12 protein-coding genes and 2 pseudogenes are annotated in these 20,211 nt (G+C 35.5%); 11 read left to right on the forward strand and 3 right to left on the reverse strand.

Features of this window, described 5'->3' with window-relative positions:
* The first annotated feature begins 22 nt into the window (after positions 1-22).
* From AC3WJF_RS02465 to AC3WJF_RS02505, 9 genes and pseudogenes are all read left to right on the forward strand, one after another.
* Positions 23-1,003 (forward strand): ABC transporter ATP-binding protein, encoded by a 981-nt coding sequence (locus AC3WJF_RS02465; protein WP_492449522.1) that lies wholly within the window; start codon positions 23-25, stop codon positions 1,001-1,003.
* Positions 1,000-1,956 carry an ABC transporter ATP-binding protein gene (locus tag AC3WJF_RS02470; RefSeq protein ID WP_492449523.1) on the forward strand — a complete coding sequence of 319 codons (957 nt, stop codon included), beginning with the start codon at positions 1,000-1,002 and terminating at the stop codon, positions 1,954-1,956. The genes AC3WJF_RS02465 and AC3WJF_RS02470 overlap by 4 nt, the downstream gene beginning before the upstream one ends.
* A 28-nt stretch (positions 1,957-1,984) precedes the next feature.
* A complete protein-coding gene (locus AC3WJF_RS02475) occupies positions 1,985-4,081 on the forward strand; it encodes a prolyl oligopeptidase family serine peptidase (RefSeq protein WP_492449524.1) in 2,097 nt (698 codons plus the stop codon).
* Complete coding sequence (locus AC3WJF_RS02480; RefSeq protein ID WP_492449525.1) at positions 4,081-5,235, forward strand: M20 peptidase aminoacylase family protein; 1,155 nt, start codon at positions 4,081-4,083, stop codon at positions 5,233-5,235. The genes AC3WJF_RS02475 and AC3WJF_RS02480 overlap by 1 nt, the downstream gene beginning before the upstream one ends.
* A 697-nt stretch (positions 5,236-5,932) precedes the next feature.
* Complete coding sequence (ppsA, locus tag AC3WJF_RS02485; protein WP_492449526.1) at positions 5,933-8,545, forward strand: phosphoenolpyruvate synthase; 2,613 nt, start codon at positions 5,933-5,935, stop codon at positions 8,543-8,545.
* 268 nt (positions 8,546-8,813) lie between these two features.
* Positions 8,814-10,646, forward strand: a complete 1,833-nt coding sequence (locus tag AC3WJF_RS02490; protein WP_492449527.1) for a YecA family protein — start codon at positions 8,814-8,816, stop codon at positions 10,644-10,646.
* Between the two features lie 145 nt (positions 10,647-10,791).
* The gene (locus tag AC3WJF_RS02495) at positions 10,792-11,796 is read left to right on the forward strand and encodes a macro domain-containing protein (protein ID WP_492449528.1); all 1,005 of its coding nucleotides are present in this window, start codon (positions 10,792-10,794) and stop codon (positions 11,794-11,796) included.
* A 349-nt stretch (positions 11,797-12,145) separates the two neighbouring features.
* Positions 12,146-12,694 (forward strand): annotated as a pseudogene (locus tag AC3WJF_RS02500) (tyrosine-type recombinase/integrase).
* A gap of 109 nt (positions 12,695-12,803) precedes the next feature.
* Positions 12,804-13,850 (forward strand): NUMOD3 domain-containing DNA-binding protein, encoded by a 1,047-nt coding sequence (locus tag AC3WJF_RS02505; protein WP_492449529.1) that lies wholly within the window; start codon positions 12,804-12,806, stop codon positions 13,848-13,850.
* Positions 13,851-14,855: 1,005 nt separating this feature from the next.
* On the opposite strand, the gene AC3WJF_RS02510 is transcribed toward AC3WJF_RS02505, so the two are convergent.
* A complete protein-coding gene (locus tag AC3WJF_RS02510) occupies positions 14,856-15,776 on the reverse strand; it encodes an HNH endonuclease (RefSeq protein WP_492449530.1) in 921 nt (306 codons plus the stop codon).
* 561 nt (positions 15,777-16,337) lie between these two features.
* Between AC3WJF_RS02510 and AC3WJF_RS02515 the strand changes: the two are divergent.
* Positions 16,338-16,499 (forward strand): annotated as a pseudogene (locus AC3WJF_RS02515) (IS1595 family transposase); the annotation flags it as partial.
* A gap of 44 nt (positions 16,500-16,543) precedes the next feature.
* Here AC3WJF_RS02515 and AC3WJF_RS02520 read toward each other — a convergent pair.
* On the reverse strand, positions 16,544-16,990 hold the full coding sequence (locus AC3WJF_RS02520) for a hypothetical protein (RefSeq protein ID WP_492449531.1): 447 nt from the start codon (positions 16,988-16,990) through the stop codon (positions 16,544-16,546).
* A gap of 598 nt (positions 16,991-17,588) precedes the next feature.
* On the opposite strand from AC3WJF_RS02520, the gene AC3WJF_RS02525 reads away from it, so the two are divergent.
* Positions 17,589-18,242 carry a vWA domain-containing protein gene (locus AC3WJF_RS02525; RefSeq protein ID WP_492449532.1) on the forward strand — a complete coding sequence of 218 codons (654 nt, stop codon included), beginning with the start codon at positions 17,589-17,591 and terminating at the stop codon, positions 18,240-18,242.
* A gap of 396 nt (positions 18,243-18,638) precedes the next feature.
* On the opposite strand, the gene AC3WJF_RS02530 is transcribed toward AC3WJF_RS02525, so the two are convergent.
* Complete coding sequence (locus AC3WJF_RS02530) at positions 18,639-20,192, reverse strand: MFS transporter (RefSeq protein ID WP_492449533.1); 1,554 nt, start codon at positions 20,190-20,192, stop codon at positions 18,639-18,641.
* Positions 20,193-20,211: the final 19 nt, after the last annotated feature.

Consider the following 20,211-nt stretch of genomic DNA (forward strand, 5'->3'; position numbering starts at 1 on the left):
GGTTAAGGAGGTGTGAATGTAAATGGAAAATGTACTAGAGGTAAAAGGGCTTACAACCCAATTTAAAAGTAAAAATGGACCCATTACTGTCGTTGATAAAGTAGATTTTACGGTTAGAAAAGGGGAGGTCATGGGGATTGTTGGCGAGTCAGGCTGCGGGAAAAGTGTCACATCCTTATCTATTCTCCAATTGCTTGATAAAAAAGGGGAGATTTCAAACGGGGAGATACGCTTTAATGATATCAATCTTTTAAATAAACGAGAGAAGGAAATGAGAAAAATTAGAGGAAAAGAAATTTCAATGATTTTTCAAGATCCGATGACCTCGCTTAATCCAGTTATAACTATAGGAAAACAAATAGGCGAGACAATTCAGAAGCATGAAGGAATAAGTGGCCTGAAAATGAAGGAAAAAGTAATTCGTCTCCTGCAACTTGTTGGGATCCCGAGAGCGGGGGAAATCTATCACGAATACCCCCATCGTTTATCAGGCGGAATGAAACAGCGTGTCATGATTGCCATTGCCATTGCATGTAATCCTTCTTTATTAATCGCTGACGAGCCAACTACCGCACTTGATGTCACGATTCAAGCACAGATACTTGATTTACTTAAATCCTTGAAGAATGAATTAGATATGTCAATATTACTCATTACACATGATCTCGGTGTCATCGCAGAAATGTGTGATCGAGTAGTGGTCATGTATGCAGGACAAGTGGTGGAAACAACCAATACTAGAACCCTTCTTCGAAATCCTAGGCATCCATATACAACGGGTTTGATCCAATCAACACCTAACCAATCTAAAGGTAATAGACGGCTTAAATCGATTCCAGGTCAAGTTCCAACCCCAGATCAATATCAAATTGGTTGTCGGTTTGCAGACCGTTGTCCACAGGCCATGGAGATTTGTAGACGTGAAAATCCACCGCTTATAGAGATTGATGATCAGACCTCTTGTCGATGCTGGTTGTTCCAGAGTAAGGAGGAGATTATATGAAGGCACCATTACTAGAAGTGAAAGATTTAAAAAAGCGATTTTCGGCAAAAAAGTCTTGGTTTCAAGCAAGACGATATGTCCATGCTGTTAACGGAATAAGCCTAGAGCTCCATGAAAGGGAAACGATTGGAATTGTTGGAGAATCGGGCTGTGGAAAATCTACAACAGGTCGGTGTGTTTTACGTCTTATTGAGCCGACAAGTGGTGAAATCAAATTTCAGGGGATAGACATTACAAAGCTAAACAAGAGCGACATGAATAAGCTACGGAAAGATGTCCAAATGGTATTCCAGGATCCAATGGCTTCCATGAACCCCAAACTAACCGTTCGTGAGATTCTCTCAGAGCCGTTAATTGCTCATAAAGTTCCATCCAAAGAACGTGACCGTTTATTAGAAGACACAATGGAATTAGTTGGTTTATCTAAAAAACATTTATTAAGATTTCCTCATGAATTTTCTGGAGGACAAAGACAGCGGATCGGAATTGCAAGAGCTATTATACTCAAACCGAAAATCCTTATTCTTGACGAGCCTGTTTCAGCATTAGATGTTTCCGTCCAATCGCAAATCCTAAATTTATTACAGGACTTACAGGAAGATTTAGGTCTTTCTTATATTTTTATTTCTCATGATTTAGGAGTTGTGGAACATATTGCTCACCGTGTTGGAGTAATGTACTTAGGTGAAATAGTGGAAATAGCCGATAAAGAGAAATTATTCGAGAAACCCTTGCATCCGTACACTCAAGCTCTAATTTCAGCTATTCCAAAAAACGATCCTGATGAAGAGAAAGAACGCATTATTCTTACTGGTGAATTGCCATCACCATCCAATCCTCCAAATGGTTGTATGTTTCATCCACGTTGTATACATGCAACGGAAACTTGTCGAACGACGAAACCTAAGATGAAAGAGGTTCAAGGACGAAGTATAGGATGTCATTTATATTAATGGATTCTCATGAAAGGGAGAGGTAAATATGAGTAAAAGGACAACGGTACCAGAAGATATTTATCAATTTGAATGGCCAAGCGGTCCTTCCGTTTCCCCTGATGGACAATTTGTTGTATACGAAAAAACGGTCGCATGCGCTCATGAAAATGATTATGAAACACATTTGTATTTGTCAGATATCCATTCGCAGTCAAGAAGAAAGCTAACATCCTCTGGAACCAGCAATCGTAATCCAGTCTGGTCACCAAATGGAAAAACGATTGCTTTTTTATCCAATCGTTCATACAACACACAGGTCTGGCTGCACTCTTTAGAAGGAGGCGAGGCTCGTTGTTTAACCAGGTTCAGACATGGAATAAGCTCCATTGTATGGTCCCCTGATGGTGAAAAAATCTATGGTCTTGTACCTGTCGCGTTGGGAAAAGATGTGGAAGTCTTTTCAGAAACCATTTCTATTGAAGAGGCTAAAGATGTAATAGGTCAAGAGCACAGAGAATGGCTGGAAGGATCTAAGACTTACAAAAGTATATATTATAAAAACGATGGTGGCGGCTTACAAATCCCTTTTGTTCGTCAAATAATCGGAATTGATGTTACCACAGGTGAATTCCTTCAATTAACAAACGGAACAAATGATGTAACTGAATTGGATGTTTCTTCTGACGGTAATACCATTGCCTTTATTACGTGCAGGGAAGATGAAAACCCACTTTTTGGCGGACAAATCTACCAAGTATCTACTTCTGGTGGCAATGTTGAAATGTTATACGATAATGCCAAAGTGAGTTCACCATCTTTTTCCCCTGATGGAAAGTGGCTAGCTTTTTTTGCTTATCGTGCTAATCATAATCAATTATTCATCATGCCTGTAAATGGCGGTGAAGCAAGATGTGTTAGTCAACACTATCCTGATACCCTTAGTGATATGATCTTTACTGACATGCGGTACATAAGATATTCCCTCCGCCCTCAATGGTCAAACAATAGTAAGCATGTCTTCGCACTTGGTACACGAAATGGCCGTAATGAAATTGTCAGGTTTTCAATCGCTGAACCTTTGATAAAAGCATCAGTTGTAATAGGTGGTGACCGGACTATTTTTCACTTTTCATACGATGGGGAGCGAACGTTTGCGTTTGCATATTCGAGCGTTAATCATCCAGGAAAGGTTGCAGCAGTTAAAGTTGTTAATGACAGTGGAACCGAGATTGAAACCCGAAAACCAAATGAGGATTTTTCACATCAGAAAATGCTATTCTTTCCTGATCATGAAGTTCGACTGGATGATTGCAATGACCAATTATTATCAGAACTTATCGTAAGTATTCCTGAAGTCTTTTCGTTTCAGTCGAAAGATGATTGGAAAATTCAAGGATTCGTCCTTAAACCCGTTCATTTTGATCCAGACAAAAAATATCCAGTTCTATTAGATATTCACGGAGGTCCACACTCTACTTTTGGGTTTAGTTATTTTCACCAGATGCAAGTTTTTGCGGCACAAGGATTTGCCGTTGTCTATATTAATCCGCGTGGTAGTTCAGGATTTGGTGAGGAATTTACTAACGCAGTATGTGGCGATTATGGCGGTAAGGATATGGCGGATATTTTGAATGGATTAGATGTAGCGATTAATCAATTTGATTTCCTAGATAAAAAACAAGTAGCTGTTAATGGTATCAGTTACGGTGGATTCATGGTAAATTGGTTAGTTACCCATACTAACCGTTTTATTGCTGCGGTATCGGAGGGCAGTATTTCCAATTGGATTTCAATGGATGGAACAAGCGATATTTCTCCGACTTTTATAAAGCAAGAGTTTTTAGGTAAAACAGATTTTGAAACTCTTTGGAAATTCTCTCCGCTCGCATATGTGGATAATGTTAAAACACCACTAATGCTTCTTCATAATGAGGATGATTTGAGATGTCCAATCGAACAGGCTGAGCAGTTCTATTCGCATATTAAACGACGCGGGGGAGAAGTTGAATTTGTTCGTATTCCCGATTCTAGTCATGGTTTGCTGCAATATGGAAAGCCTAGTTTAAGGATTGCACGATTACAATCAATGCTAAACTTTGTAAAGACTCATCAAAAAGATTATGCAACTATGGGAGGAATGTAATGATTGAAGAGATACATTCATGGGTTTCAGAACATGAAGAAGTAATCAAAAAAACCTATCATTTTTTACATGCTAATGCTGAGGTGAGTTGGAAGGAGTTTAAGACAACTACATTTCTGTGTACACAGTTAAAGGAGTTAGGAATCCATTACGAAACGTTTCAAGATCATACGGGTGTTGTCGGTTATTGGGGGAATAAAGGGGATGGCCCGACCATTGGGATAAGAGCGGACATCGATGCATTGTGGCAGCTTGTCGATGGTGGATGGAAAGCCAACCACTCTTGTGGTCATGATGCACATATGACAATGGTTCTTTATGCGATAGCTAGTTTAAAAGAAGTTGGCTTCCAACCAAAAGGATTAATCAAAATTATTTTTCAACCTGCGGAGGAATCTGGGAAAGGAGCACAAGCAATTATTCAATCAGGAGTCATTGATGATCTCGATTATTTGCTTGGAATCCATGTACGACCTATGCAAGAGTTAAATTATGGTCAGGCAGCCCCAGCCATTTATCATGGAGCTACCACTCTATTAAAAGGAAGTATCAAAGGTGTTCAGTCCCATGGGTCGAGGCCGGATCTTGGGATAAATGTAGTGGATTCCCTTAGTGCGATTATTCATGCCGTTAACTCAGTGAAGATTGATCCAACCGTTTCAGCTTCAGCAAAAGTAACAATGGTAAAAGCAGGTGGAGACAATCTGAACATAATTCCTGATTACGCAGAATTTGGAATTGATGTACGTGCAGAACAGAATGTTGTGATGGAACAGCTTTTAAAAGATATTAGGCATGCAGTTTTAACTGCGGGATCCGTGAACAAATCCGAAGTAAATTTAGAACCTCTTGCTTCAATGGTCGCCGCTGAAAAAAGTTCGGAGCTAGAAGAAATTGTTAAAGAAGCTATAATTGCTGTTCTTGGTGAAAATGGCTTTTCACCAGGTATCATATCTCCAGGGGGGGAAGATTTTCATTTTTATAAATCATCATTCCCACACCTAGAAGCAACAATGATTGGATTAGGGACTGGATTATCCCCAAGTTTGCATCATCCTAAAATGACTTTTAACTTAGATTCACTATTAATTGGTGTAAAGATTCTAAGTGCTGCACTTATAAAAATGGGAAATGTAAGAGGTTCACAAAAGTAACTGAAAAGGTTGTCTCCTTTCTTAATTCATATACCAGCTAACTACATTCATTGTCAAAAAGAGAAATACAGCTGGGGGTTCATTTTCCTTGGAGCGAATATCGATGCCATTTCAACCATTGTACGATTTGGAATTGATGAGGATTTTGCAGTTGATTAAAATGCGGACCGGGTATGATCGAAGGTAAGTAATGTTGTAAATAATGAAGCTGTGCTTAATCTTTGTGGTGGGATAAAGATTGATAGGATTTGGAAATCGGATTATAATCTGTGCTCAAGAGAGAGTTAAGAAATAAGAGGACGGTTCCTGATATTGTTTCTTTTTGGAAAGAGGAAGAAAGGTGCCGTTAGAACTAATTCATTAAGTTATAACATATGGAAGTCGTTGCAATAGTAAATGCAGCCAATACAGCAATGCAAATATGCGGCGGAGTTTTCAGTGTGTAATTGGGGAGAAGGAAATACCTTCACCTGAATATCCAATAATAATGTTATGTAAACTAATAGTGCCAGTTCTAAAAAAAATACATTCCATTGTTGAACCGAACTATCAACTTACTACTGCATGGTAGTAAAATCTATTTTTTGTTCTCCTCCTAAGTTAATTATATCATATAAAAAATGGTTAAAATAGACTGTTTATTCCCATTTACTACTGCTAAAATCAGAAGAATATTAATGTGGAGGAGAGATACAGAATGACTTCTTTGGTTCTCGGTTTTCAGGAAATAGAAAAAACGCAGCTTTTTCTTGTTGGCGGAAAAGGGTTACATTTAGGGGAATTATCAAGAATCCAAGGAATACAAGTACCAGAAGGATTTTGTATTACGACAGTGGGATATCAGAAAGCTATCGAACAAAACGAAACGTTTCATGATTTGTTGAATCAACTAGCAACGCTAAAAGTAGAGGAACGTGATCAAATTGGTGAAATTAGCAGGAAGATTCGACAAATTATTATGGAAGCAGAAATTCCTACCGATGTCGTAAAAGCAGTTACTGACTATCTCTCCCAGTTTGGTGAGGAACAAGCATATGCCGTGCGTTCTAGTGCGACCGCTGAAGATTTGCAACATGCCTCTTTTGCTGGACAACAAGATACCTATCTAAACATCAAAGGAGAAGCTGCTATTTTACAGCATATTAGTATGTGCTGGGCTTCTCTATTTACTGATCGTGCAGTGATTTATCGTATGCAAAACGAATTTGACCACAGACAAGTTTATTTGTCCGTTATCGTTCAAAAGATGATATTTCCACAGGCTTCTGGGACTTTATTTACCGCTGATCCGATTACCTCTAATCGAAAGGTACTATCAATCGACGCCAGTTTTGGACTTGGTGAAGCACTAGTATCGGGCTTGGTAACTCCTGATTGTTATAAAGTACAGGATGGAAAAATCATCGAGAAGATGATCGCAACCAAAAAATTGGCTATTTATGGACGAAAGGAAGGCGGAACAGAGTCAAAGCAGATCGCTCCATATCAGCAAAAGATTCAAACACTTTCAGAACTACAAATTTTACAACTGGAACGCATTGGCAGACAGATCGAAGCTTATTTCGGGCAGCCACAAGATATCGAATGGTGTTTGGTGGATGATACATTTCATATTGTTCAGAGTCGTCCAATTACAACTTTATACCCCATCCCTGAATCGAATGATCAAGAAAATCACGTTTACTTATCTGTCGGACATCAACAAATGATGACTGATCCTATGAAACCACTAGGATTATCATTTTATCTATTAACGACTCCTGCACCAATGCGAGTGGCGGGCGGAAGGTTGTTTGCTGATGCCACACATCATCTCGCTTCACCCTCCAGACAAAAAAACTTTTTAAATCTAATGGAACAACACGAACCTCTTACCAAAGAAGCATTAACGACCATAGTAGAGCGAGAAAAATTTATAAAAATGTTACCAGAAGATGATAAAGTGCAAAGCTCCAATCCAGTCAATAATGGTAAGTCAGAGGACTTTTTAACAGAAATCAAAAACGATCCTACTATCGTTCTAGAGTTAATTAAGAGTAGTCAAACATCAATAGATGAATTAAAACGAAACATCGAAACGAAATCAGGAGCTGAGTTACTTCATTTCATTCAAGAAGATATCAAACAATTAAAGAAAATTCTATTTAACCCAAACAGTTCTGCTGTGATAAGGATAGGTATGAATGCTGCATCATGGATCAATGAAAAAATGAACCAGTGGTTAGGCGAAATTAACGTAGCAGATGCGCTTTCTCAATCGGTACCAAACAATATCACTTCGGAAATGGGTTTGGAGCTAATGGATGTTGCAGATGTCATTCGTCCATTTCCAGAAATAATTGCGTATTTACAACATGTAAAAGATGACAGCTTTTTGGAAGAACTCGTAAAGTTTGATGGTGGGAAGGAAGTCCAAGATGCTATCCATACTTACCTTAGCAAATATGGAATGCGATGTGCTGGGGAGATCGATATTACTAAAACCCGATGGATTGAAAAGCCAGTTACACTTGTCCCGATGATTCTCAGTAATATCAAAAACTTTGAGCCTGATGCCAGCCAGCGGAAATTTGAGCAAGGGAAGCGTGTTGCTTTAGAAAAAGAACAAGAATTATTAAAACGACTGAAACAATTACCGGATGGTGAACAAAAGGCTGAAGAAACAAAACAAATGATTAACCTAATCCGAGATTTCAGTGGATATAGGGAGTATCCGAAATATGGAATGATTAGCCGCTACTTCGTATATAAACAGGCTTTGCTGAAAGAAGCGGAACAACTCATTCAAGCCAATATTATTCAGGAAGCAGAAGATATATACTATCTCAGCTTTGAAGAACTTCATGAAGTCGTACGTACAAATAAACTGGATTACGAGATTATTAACAAGCGAAAAGACGAATATAAATTATATGAAAAACTAACTCCTCCACGTGTCATCACTTCTGATGGTGAAATCATTGTTGGTAAGTACAAACGAGAAAATCTCCCAACAGAAGCCATTGTAGGTCTACCTGTTTCTTCCGGAGTAAAAGAGGGAAGAGCACGTGTCATCCTAAACATGGAAGATGCTGATTTGGAAGATGGAGATATTTTAGTAACCACCTTTACTGATCCTAGCTGGACGCCATTGTTTGTATCTATAAAAGGCTTAGTCACCGAAGTTGGCGGTCTGATGACTCATGGAGCAGTTATCGCACGTGATTATGGCTTACCAGCAGTAGTCGGAGTAGAAAATGCTACGAAGTTAATCAAGGATGGACAAAGGATCAGAGTGAATGGAACAGAGGGGTATATAGAAATACTATAATGGATTACAATTAGTTTTCTATTAGAGAAAGTAAAGCATCGTTTCTCCATTTAAACATGGAGAAACGGTGCTTTTTTATTATTGTATGATTAATCAAATTATATTTTTACATAGTCATATTTAATCGTGCATGAAATCAAAATTGATTCATAAATCAAGGAACTACTATCTGTATTTGACCATGCATATCCATTTTACTATCATAGAACATAATAATACTCATGTTAAAAGTTTATAAACTACCAAACTGGAAAATGAAGGTGAAATAATGAAAGTAAATCGAAATGATCCATGTCCTTGTGGAAGTGGTAAGAAATATAAGAAATGCTGTTTATTAAAGGAAAAAGTTGTGCAAATCAGTGAAGTGAAAGAAGAACGTTTTCTACAGGAAAGACATGAACTTCTATTGAAATTGATAAGTTTTTTAGAAAGAAAAATTCCGAGAAAGCAAATGTTTCAATTACATACTGATTTCCGAAAAAGAACGCAATCGAAAATTTCAGATGAAAGTGAAATAGCATTTTTTCAATATTGGCTCAATTTCTTTCATGTTTATGAAAATGGTCTTCGTGGAATTGAATGGTTTCAAAAAGAAAATGAAATCCATCTAACTCAGGAAGAAAGAACATTGGTTGCAAAATGGACGAATCTGACTCCAAAAGTAGTCCAGGCTATTGGGAAATCCGACACGGAAATTCTTTTTGAAGAGGTAAGCACAAAGGAACACTTTACAATTTTTGATAATAAACAATATGTAACTGATTTTGCACCATGGTTTGGTACAATCAGTTTAATCGAACATTTTGATAATCAAGACTACTTTAATGGTGTCAGAATATTTGTTGGACCACAACATATAAGCAATATCAATGTCTTTATTCAAAAATTAATGGAAGAGACGAAATCCAGCCGAGAATACGTTCTCTTTCACTATTACCCTGAAATTCTTGGGGAATTTTTAAAAGATCTACCAGGTTATTATATTGATCAAAAAGAAAAGGAATTCCATCACTACACAGTTCAGTATCAAGTTAGAGATGAGGATATCGTTATTGATTTTTTACAAGAAGAAACGGAATTCTCCATCGATTACTGGGAGAAACATGACAAAAATATAAGTTGGCTATGTAACTGGAAGGAATACACTGACAATGAAATGGAAGGAAAAGCAATATTAGCTGAAAGTTTAGGCACCATCTCATTAAAGAAAAGGATGCTCCAATTTGATTGTTATGATAAAGATACCCTTCAACTATTTAAACAAAAGGTTTATAAGTTGAAAACGGCTCTTGAGTTGACTAATGAAAAGGTAGAATCACGTATTATTTCTTTCCATATTGAAGTGAAAAATATAGCAGTACTATTCAGTGAGGATACACCGAAATATTTTGGCATCTATGCTCAAAACAACCTAAATTGGGAAAACGATATACCAATCCCAATGTTCGATACACTTTCAGCACGTGCAATGGTAGATGATGGTCGAGCTGATGAAGTTGATACGTGGTTAAAACAACTTGAATATAATTTATATCAAGTTGTAAAAAGAGATTTTGAAAAAGTAGAAATTACCGCGGATTTTAATACAGTCCGAAAAAAACTTGGACTTCCATTATCTCCTTTTGTCACAGGAGGAGAAAAGCGAAAGTCTACTATTATACCAATCAAACCACCGCGTAAACAACCGTTAATAAAAAACGAAGATATTCCTTTTTACGAGAATTTAGGATTTACTCCGGCTACCATTGACAACTTTTATGCAAAGTCATTAGTGAGGTTTTTTCAAGAAAAAACAAATGGCAAAAGTGAAAATACTGTAAGGAAATATGTAAATAGTTTATATGATTTACGTGAGATTCTTGAAGCTTATTCGTTAGAAAGATGGGATGAAATTACCCAAAAACAATGGGAGCGAATCATTACAAAAGATTACTTTGATCTGTTTGAATACGTAAGCAAGACACAGGTCAAGGATTTTCTAAGTACATTGAAAACGTTGGTAAAATGGCTTGAACTGAAGGAATCTATGAGGCTTTCAGAAGACTTGGAAAAGGCGATTGAAAGAACGGAGAAAAAGCGATTAAAGATGGTAGGCTATTAATATATGATGATAAAAAAGACCCTGTTTGGTCTTTTTTATCAAGGTAAGTGGAAATTGAATTCCGGATAGTTTCTTGATTATATTCAAATAACAATGAATCTTGTAATAATAGACAATTGTTTCTTTTGGAAGGGAGTAAAGAAGAATGCCGTTAGAATTAATTCGTCAAGATATTACCAAAATGAAAGTAGCTGCGATTGTGAATGCTGCCAATACAGATTTGAAAATGGGTGGTGGTGTTTGTGGTGCAATCTTTCAAGCTGCGGGTGCAAGTGAACTTCAGGAAGCATGTGATTTAATCGGTGGGTGTAAGGTTGGAGAAGCAGTTATTACCGATGGATTTCAGCTAGATGCTAAATATATCATCCACACCCCAGGACCTATTTGGAATGGGGGACAAAATCAAGAAGCGGAGCTATTAAAGGCATCTTACAATAACTCTTTGAAACTAGCAAAGGAACATCAATGTGAGTCTATTGCTTTTCCATTAATTTCAACCGGAATATATGGATATCCAAAAGAGGAAGCTTTGCAAATTGCCGTATCCACCATTAGTTCCTTTTTAATGAAACATGACATGCTTGTGTATCTAGTTGTTTTTGATAAACAATCCTTTGGGATAAGCAAGAAGCTGTTTACTTCCATCCATCAATATATTGATGAGCATTATGTCGAAGAAGTTGAAGTGAAATTCGCACGCAAACGTATCGAACAATTCAATGTAATGGAGAGTTTGAAGGCAAGGGAAATTCACCAGCACAATAAAATAGAAGCAGAAATCAGCCCACTAGAATTCCAATTGAATCAGCTGGAGGAATCCTTTTCCGTTCGCCTGCTTCGCTTCATTGATGAAAAAGGTATGACAGATGTTGAAGCATATAAACAAGCAAATATTGACCGGAAATTGTTCTCTAAAATTCGGAACAGCGTAGATTATACACCAACGAAAAGAACGGTCGTTGCTTTTGCAATTGCATTAAAATTAGGGTTGGAAGAAACATTGGAACTCTTATCAACCGCTGGATACACTTTGTCACGTAGTAGTAAATTCGACGTGATTATCATGTATTTTTTGGAATATGAACAATACAATATATATGAAATAAATGAAGTATTATTTACTTTTGACCAACAATTGCTAGGTTCGTGAAATGTCGCTGTGACCTTTCAATACTAGAAACCATGTTTGATAGCATTTATAAATAAGATACTAAAAAACTAAGAAGCGGATAATCCGCTTTTTTTATTTTGTCTTACAATTCTATTAGGATCTAAAAAGTTCCTTAATTGAATTTGATTTTAGCAAATATACTCAATTAAGTTTAATTTATTTTTTAACAAAGACTAGGTAGTAATGAATGTAAGAAAATATTAAAAACTAACATTCAAACTGTTGATTTAATTGAGTTGGATCTATTTTACTCCTAAAATATAAAATATAGAAAAAATAGTACATTCAAAATATTGATTTTAAAGAAAATATAGGAGTGGATGGGAATATGAATCAAATTAAAGACGTTCAACCTATCCGAGATAAGCGACAAATAGGAGATATGAAATGGGCATTAAGAAGACATTGTGGTGGGCGGGATTATATTTTGTTCCTTATTGGAATAAATACAGGATTAAGAGTTGGTGATCTACTTAGTTTGAAAGTAAAAGACTTAAAGCGCAAAAAGAAATTGATCATCCAAGAAGGTAAAACAAAAAAGAGTAGAACTATCAATATTTCTAACATTTATGATGAAGTGCAAGGGGATATAAACACAGTTGAATCAGATTAGTTATTCCCTTCGAGAAAAGGAGATAATCCAATATCACCTACCCAAGCATATCGTCAATTAAATAAAGTAGGAGAGTTTGCTGGAGTGGATTCGATCGGAACGCACAGCATGAGGAAGACATTTGGTTACTGGTTTTACAAATAGACAAAGGATGTTGCAAAACTCCAAGCTTTATAAAATCATAGCCATCCAGAAATCACATTAAGATATATAGGGATCACGGAGGAGGAAATTGAAAATGTTTTGGAGAACTTTGTTTTGTAAGGGTAGCTAATTGACTTCTCTTTTTTACTAGTCTTTAGATTTAGCATATAATCCTAAAATTGAAATATAACCTTCTATAAACAGGTTGTAAGAAGGAGTGGTTGGTATTATGGAACTATTTTTTATATACAAGATTGAGTGTATCGTAAATAAAAAGGTTTATATAGGGCAAACAAAAGCTTTAGAGAAACGTTGGAAAGAACATAAAAATGATTTGAGAAATAATAGACACCATTCAATTTTATTACAGAGAGCTTGGAATAAGTATGGTGAAGATAATTTCGTGCATTCCCTTATTGAAATATGTTCCATTGACATTGTGGATGAAAAGGAAGTTAACTGGATTAACTATTATGACTCGTCTAATAAGCGCTTAGGTTTTAATATTGAGGGTGGCGGAAACGCTAATAAAGTAGTTAGTGAAGATACTAGAAAGAAGCAGAGTATTGCAAAAACAGGTAGTAATAATCCGAACTATGGAATTACTCCAAGTGATGAGACTATAAAAAAGAGAAGTATTGCCCTTTCAGGTGAAAATAATCCGATGTACGGTAAAACTCCAAAAGAATGGATGGATGAGGATACCTATACAAAATGGGTGAATGATAAGAGCGAAAGAATGAAAGGTTCTAATAATCATATGTATGGTAAGCGTGTACCAGATGAGCGAAAACAACGATATAGTGAATTGTTTGCTGGTGAAGGTAATCCGTTTTATGGAAAGTCACACACAGATGAAGTTAAAGAGACGATAAGAAAATTGGCTACAGGTAGAGTCAGAACCGAAGAATCCAGAAGAAAACAAGGTCTTTCTATTAGTGGTGAAAACAATCATTTTTATGGAAAGCACCATTCAGAAGAAACCAAAGAAAAGCTAAGAGAGAAGCGTAAGACATTCAGACATTCAGAAGAGACAAAAGCTAATCTTAGTGAAATGAAGAAAGGTAATAAACACCCTCAATCAAAATATGTAAAAGTATTTAATGAATTTAACCAGTTACTTTTTACATTTAATTCATGTCAAGAAGCTTATGATTGGATGATTGAGCAAAAGTTGACTAAAAACCGAAATTCGGGAAAGAACCTTTTAACAAGAATTGCAAAACAAGGTAAATTGTATCATGGATATAGGTTCGAAATGATTAAGAAGAGCTAATCACATGGCTCTTCTTTTTTCATGGATTATTTTTTATATAAAGGGTATTTGGCTAGATCCTACGTGTTCTTATTAAGTATGGTATTAAACAATAGTTTTAAGCTCGAAAATTCACAGGAAATGTAGGGATTTCAATAGATGATAGGGGAAGAAGCTTAAACAATATATAGTTAAAGAAAGCAACTCTCAAGTTATTAAAACTTGCAAAGCAAAGGTTCAAGGATAAACTTTGAAGACTCTCCTGTTAGATCTGTGGCTGTGACTTATACGGAAAATATGGTGAGATTGTGGAAGACTTTATTGGAGATCATCACACGATCCCAGTCACAGAACTGGGAGATGGTCAAAAGACAAGGGTAGAAGATATTGCATTGGTTTGTTCTAGCTGACAAAAAATATTTATGGAGGAGGACCATGGGAATCGGGGAACAAATTGCCATGGTGAAAAAGAGAACATATTTCATCTTTTTCTACCCAAAAAGAATAAAAAACTACCTCAAGCTGGGGAAATTGCGTAAAAAATTCAAGGTAAATATATGCAGATACGTAAATATCTAAATGAACACGCTTCCCATTTTAGACTAGAGCCTGATTCACTGGTGCATTTTTTCATATAACGCCTGATGGACACAGTTCTTTGAAAGAACCGTCATTTAATTCGGAAGCCCTGAAAGAATATATAGGTACGTTAGCTTTGTTTATAATGACTACCTTGCCTGTATCTGTTGTTTTTTACAACAGAATGATATTGATTTATCTAATATATTAAGGGGATTACATGAAGATGTCGGATGTGTGTTTGTCAATGAAGTACCAAATGAAATTTAAAACAGTATTTTTTCGTAAAGCAACAGCAAATGTTAAAAATACACTGAAAGGAAGGGGTGGTGCTTTAGGAAGGCGCCACTCTTTCCTTCTCTACTAACGGATAAGTCTATTGAACAAGTCCAGCGTTAAAATAAATAAATGGAAGTAATAATTCTCTTAAATTAGTATTTTTAAGTACTAATGAGTCTTCCCAAATATATTTTCATTATGATACGCAATATTCTTTTCATTAAGCTCGTGAATTAACATTAATTTTTGTTCGTAGATTGTGTTATTACTATCGATGTGAAAGACTTTTTTGTGGGTTATGTCAATTGTGATAGCTCCTCTATCAAACATTAAGTGATGATTAGGGCAAAGCACAATTGCATTATCAGAAGTGTCCGACCCATTATGTTTTCCAAGAGGTCTAATGTGATGTACTTCTGATGCAAACATGTTTAAACCTATTTGGATTTTTTCTCCACAAACTTGACAGGTGTTTTGGTATAATGCCTTCATCTTCTTTACTAAACTAGTATCTCTGTTTATGAGATTGAGAGTCCTTTTTAGTTTCATTGGCTTTTTATTACCGAGACTTACTAATGAATCTGCTGTTGGTGTCAATACAGTTTTTAATGAAGCTAATGTATTTTGTGGTGGTTCTCGAATAGGGTTAAATGGTTTATCTTCATTCTCAACCGACTTAACTTTCTTTTTATTAACCTTTACCGATTCGTCAAAATTAACATAATTTTCATTATATGTAGCTGTTGTTTTTGATTCATTTGCTACAGTATTTTTTGCTTTTGTTTTTTGATGTTCCTGCTCCATGACAATAATTCTCTCATGTTCATATGCAACTAGAAAATCTAAGTCTGATATATTTGTACTTATAGGTATCTCTACATACATATTATTCTTAAATTTTTGGAGTCTATATTTATTTGCTCCATATTGTTTAGAAAGCAGCTCATGAAGCCGTACAGGTTCAAAGCCCGTTACTTTATTCCTAATTGTTCTTAACTTTTTTCTTGTACCTTTCGGCAGGATATTATTGGAATAGGGGAGGTTTGTAATGATTACATTTTCTAAAATTCTACGCTTTGTGGAAGCCATTTTACACCTCTGAAACGATATTTAGATACATGATAACATAAAATAATTATTTGAAAATCTACAGCTTTATTTGACTAGCAAAGATTATAAGTAGAACAGGGTAGGGATGGAATATGGGTGGTATTAGTCACCGGAGCGAGCCTTAGGAAATGTGTCTGACTCTTGAATTATACCACCTAATAGATGATAGAACTATCCCCGACCCACTCAAATGAATTATACCGTCCCCACGAAGACCACTCCTCCACTTGAACTCTCATTTTTTTTCAAAAATGAAAAATTAAAGGGTCAAGGTCGTTTGAATTAGCTGATTAACAGGAAGTGTCAGATTTATCCTAACCTTTAAAAATATTTTTATAATAGGCATTTAATAATAAAGGATGTACTAAAATGACATAAAAGCGCAATGGTATTTAACTAAAGGTACGCTTTTTTTGTGATTAAAATATTAATAATCAAAACTAACTAATACTCTTCTCTTCCCCACTAGGGGGATTTCATTGGAATAAGGGTGTTGAAAAATTCTTTGCTATGAAAAAACTTATAGAGTTTCTTTTGGGGTTTCAAGTTGTGGCTACTAAATATCTTGATAACTACCTTTATTGGTTCCGTTGACTTGAATTAGGGAAAAGCTTTTCATTTGATAAACGAGTAGAACAAATTCTTATTTCAGCGTGTCAAAAATCAAACCGTGCTACGGTTGAACTCTTGAAAAGTGCATAATAAAAGACCTCAAAAAAGAGATCAAAAATAAGTTGGCTTATATATTATCGTTGATTTATTAATTTCTTATTTCGCAATATAACTCCGACTATAATAAGTGGAATTATTATTACAGCAGATATGAAATAAAAATTAGATATTATATTCATTATGTGAAAAGGTGCATTATGAACATAAACAGCCTTTACCCACTGATTCTCTTCATTTATTGCTATTGCAGTAGATGTTGATGTCCCTTTTATTTCATAATATTTTGTTCCTTTCGGGTAATAGTTTGAAGCATTTCCGTAATAATCTCCAGTCATATCATTTGGTTTGGTCTTTACTTCCCCTATGATTTTACCAATCTTGCTGTCTAGGAGAATTTTTTCTTGCTTAACTTCATAAACCTTTCCCTTCCAAACAACAAAAGGATAAGCCCAGGACAACGCTTGAACTGAGGAAGAAATCATAAATATTAGTAATAGCGATAACAACATTATTCTTTTCATAAGCACCTCCAATTGTTAACCATTTTACTTTATCATAACAGAAAATTTCGAAAACGGTAAATCAATTAAAAATAACAATCTTTACGAAAAGAGCCTTTTGATAAAATAAATAAAAATACAATTTACTTCTAAAGAATTGAGATATAATTTTTAAAAGGATGATCAAATACACTGTTGTATTGCATTTGTCAACAACCAATTTAGCAAAGGCATGCTGCTATTAAACAACTTATACTATAGATAAACAATGATAAGGTGAATCATAATGAATCTACTATTTGGTGAAGAGCTAAAGAAATATCGTCTAAAAGCGGGACTATCACAAGAAGCATTGGCTGAGTTGGTTCCATGTAATCCTAAAACTATATAGAAATACGAAACATAAAAACTATCTTTTAATAGTGTGGTCAAGAAAGCAACCAACTATGCGAAAACAGCCAAACCAAAAGAAACTTAGCCATCAAGTGTACATGAAATAACAACCAAAGTGATTTGGAAGTAAGTCTTTGCTAGGTTCGTGAAATGTCGCTTTCGAAGCGACCTTTTTTTATTTATTTCTTGTTATCCTAAGATCATCAAAGAACGGAGGATGATAAGGATGAAAAAGAATGTAACAGAATTAGTGTTTATTTTAGACAAAAGCGGCTCTATGGCAGGGCTTGAGGCCGATACTATTGGTGGCTACAATTCAATGCTAACAAAACAACAAAAAGCAGAAGGAGAAGCAATAGTTACGACCGTATTATTTAATCACCTATACGAATTATTGCATGATCGCATCAATATAAAAGGCATAGCGCCAATTACGGAAAGAGATTATGAAGTAGGAGGAAGTACTGCACTATTGGATGCAATTGGTTCTACCATTCAAAAGATCATTAATGTCCAAAAAAGAACAAGTCCGAATGAACAAGCAGAAAAGGTGCTTTTCGTCATTACCACCGATGGGATGGAAAATGCCAGCAAGGAATACACAACAGACAAAATAAAGAATATGATTCAACATCAAAAAGAGAAATTCGGTTGGGAATTTATCTTCTTAGGCGCGAATATTGATGCAGTATCAACTGCTTCACGATTTGGAATTGATAAGGATTTTGCAGTGGATTATCATGCTGACAAGGTTGGAACTCAATTGAGCTATGAAGCGATTAATGAAGCAGTTATTAATATTCGTGGTGGGAAAAAGATTGATCGGAGTTGGAAGAATGGGGTTGAGAGGGATTATAATATGCGATCAAATAAGAGATAAATGAAGCATACATTGAGGATTATTCATTTCGATGCTTTTCTATTTTTTAAATAAGTTATTAAAAAATGCCCTTCAGATTACCCTCTCGGAAAAATTGGTAAGGCTCTTCCGGAGAAGTGGACGATTGCGGAAGATCATGGGATGAAAATGATCAATCTTTTTTATAAAAAGTGTATACTATTTTATAATAGAAGAATCCATTTTTTTCAAAACGGATTCTTTTTATTTGCCCCAGAATAAGTTTTTTCATAATACTTTTCAATGCCACATCTGACCATCAAATGCAGAAGACTAACGCTTAGAAAACTACGACATAAAGCAAGAATCAGGCTAAACAATAAGAACATGAATCTATTAAATATACAATCTCAGACTTAACTTCCCATGTCCGATTTATTACTCAAGTTTCTTTTTTGTTTTAATCAAAATAGCACTTGCAATGGATCCAATGAGTAAAAGAATAGCAATGAGCAAATCCACATCTTTCATACCAGCGTTGAAAGCATTAAAGACAATAGTCTTAATGTCATCAAAAGCTGGCATTTGTTTGAATACTTCTGCTTGTTTACTATCAAAAATTCGTGAGCCAGCAAAAGCTCCTGTTTTATGAAAAACATCTAGCAGTTGATGTTTAAATTCTGAAGGAATATTTTGAATCCCCATAATATGTGTATCCAATGAATGGTTATATCCTTCCGTCAATTTAATTCCTAGCATTACCACACCAAAGGAAATGCCTACTTGTCGGAATACATTTAAAATACCAGATGCCATTCCAACGTGTTTTTTATCAACCGATTTCATTGCCGCATTAGATATTGGCGGATTTACTAAAGCATTACTAATACCTAAAAGGACAAACCCAGGCATTAAGTAGCTCCATTCAAAAGGAACTTTGGTCATTTGACGCATAACAATGATCCCAATTGCTCCAATAAATAATGCACCACTAATTAACCAACGATCTCCGATTTTACCAGAAATAACCCCAGCTATTGGTCCCAATATCATGGTAAATCCGCTGATTAATAGCATTTTGACTCCAGTTTCAAACGCAGAGTAGCCCATATAATTTTGCATAAGAATGGTAAGATAGGTGAATCCACCGTACAAACCAGCACCTAATACAAAAGCCGCAATATTTGCGCCGTTAAATGTCCGATTTTTAAAAATGGATAATTCAATCATAGGCTGTTTAACTTTTCTTTCCGTAATTATAAAAGCAATGAATAAAAGTATCGATAAACCTAGTAAACTTAAAATATGCCAATCCGTCCATGAATAATTTTCATGCATTTCTTTTTGAATTAGGGCTAATACCATAGTAAAAATCAATGCTGTACTTAAAACAAATCCTAAAAAATCAATTTTTCCATTTTTATTTATTTGACTTTCTTGGAGGAAGAATATTCCTAAGAGGATAGCCAAAATACCAAAAGGGATATTAACTAGGAAGATGGATCGCCAACCAAAACTATCAACTAAAGCACCGCCAATAAGTGGACCACCTGCAATAGCAAGTCCAACGGCACTACTCCAAATACCTAATGCAAGACCTCTTTGTTTTTCAGGAAAGGATGCTGTAACAATCGTTAGCGATAAAGACATCATTGCTGCTCCACCAATTCCTTGGAAGCCTCGAAAAATGTTCAACCAAAGGTCACTACTTGCTATACCACTTGTAAGAGAACCTATCACAAAGATACCTAGTCCCAATAGAAAAACTTTTTTACGACCGATGATATCACCTAATTTCGAGACTGGTAATAACATCGCAGCATACACTAAAGTATAAGCATTCAATACCCATTGTAGATTTGAAAAATTGGATGAAAAATTTTTTTGAATCTCTGGTAATGCTACATTCACAATTGTAATATCTAGAACTGCCATAAATACAGTTATACTAACTGTGGTTAAAACCCACCATTTTCTTTTTGATTGTTCCATGATAGAACCCCCTCCTGTG

The organism is Heyndrickxia sp. FW510-T9 (genome assembly GCF_058781025.1).

Coding starts and splice junctions, on each gene's coding strand:
- AC3WJF_RS02465 (WP_492449522.1), top strand. CDS start 23: ATGGAAAATGTACTAGAGGTAAAAGGGCTTACAACCCAATTTAAAAGT.
- AC3WJF_RS02470 (WP_492449523.1), top strand. CDS start 1,000: ATGAAGGCACCATTACTAGAAGTGAAAGATTTAAAAAAGCGATTTTCG.
- AC3WJF_RS02475 (WP_492449524.1), top strand. CDS start 1,985: ATGAGTAAAAGGACAACGGTACCAGAAGATATTTATCAATTTGAATGG.
- AC3WJF_RS02480 (WP_492449525.1), top strand. CDS start 4,081: ATGATTGAAGAGATACATTCATGGGTTTCAGAACATGAAGAAGTAATC.
- ppsA (WP_492449526.1), top strand. CDS start 5,933: ATGACTTCTTTGGTTCTCGGTTTTCAGGAAATAGAAAAAACGCAGCTT.
- AC3WJF_RS02490 (WP_492449527.1), top strand. CDS start 8,814: ATGAAAGTAAATCGAAATGATCCATGTCCTTGTGGAAGTGGTAAGAAA.
- AC3WJF_RS02495 (WP_492449528.1), top strand. CDS start 10,792: ATGCCGTTAGAATTAATTCGTCAAGATATTACCAAAATGAAAGTAGCT.
- AC3WJF_RS02505 (WP_492449529.1), top strand. CDS start 12,804: ATGGAACTATTTTTTATATACAAGATTGAGTGTATCGTAAATAAAAAG.
- AC3WJF_RS02510 (WP_492449530.1), bottom strand. CDS start 15,776: ATGGCTTCCACAAAGCGTAGAATTTTAGAAAATGTAATCATTACAAAC.
- AC3WJF_RS02520 (WP_492449531.1), bottom strand. CDS start 16,990: ATGAAAAGAATAATGTTGTTATCGCTATTACTAATATTTATGATTTCT.
- AC3WJF_RS02525 (WP_492449532.1), top strand. CDS start 17,589: ATGAAAAAGAATGTAACAGAATTAGTGTTTATTTTAGACAAAAGCGGC.
- AC3WJF_RS02530 (WP_492449533.1), bottom strand. CDS start 20,192: ATGGAACAATCAAAAAGAAAATGGTGGGTTTTAACCACAGTTAGTATA.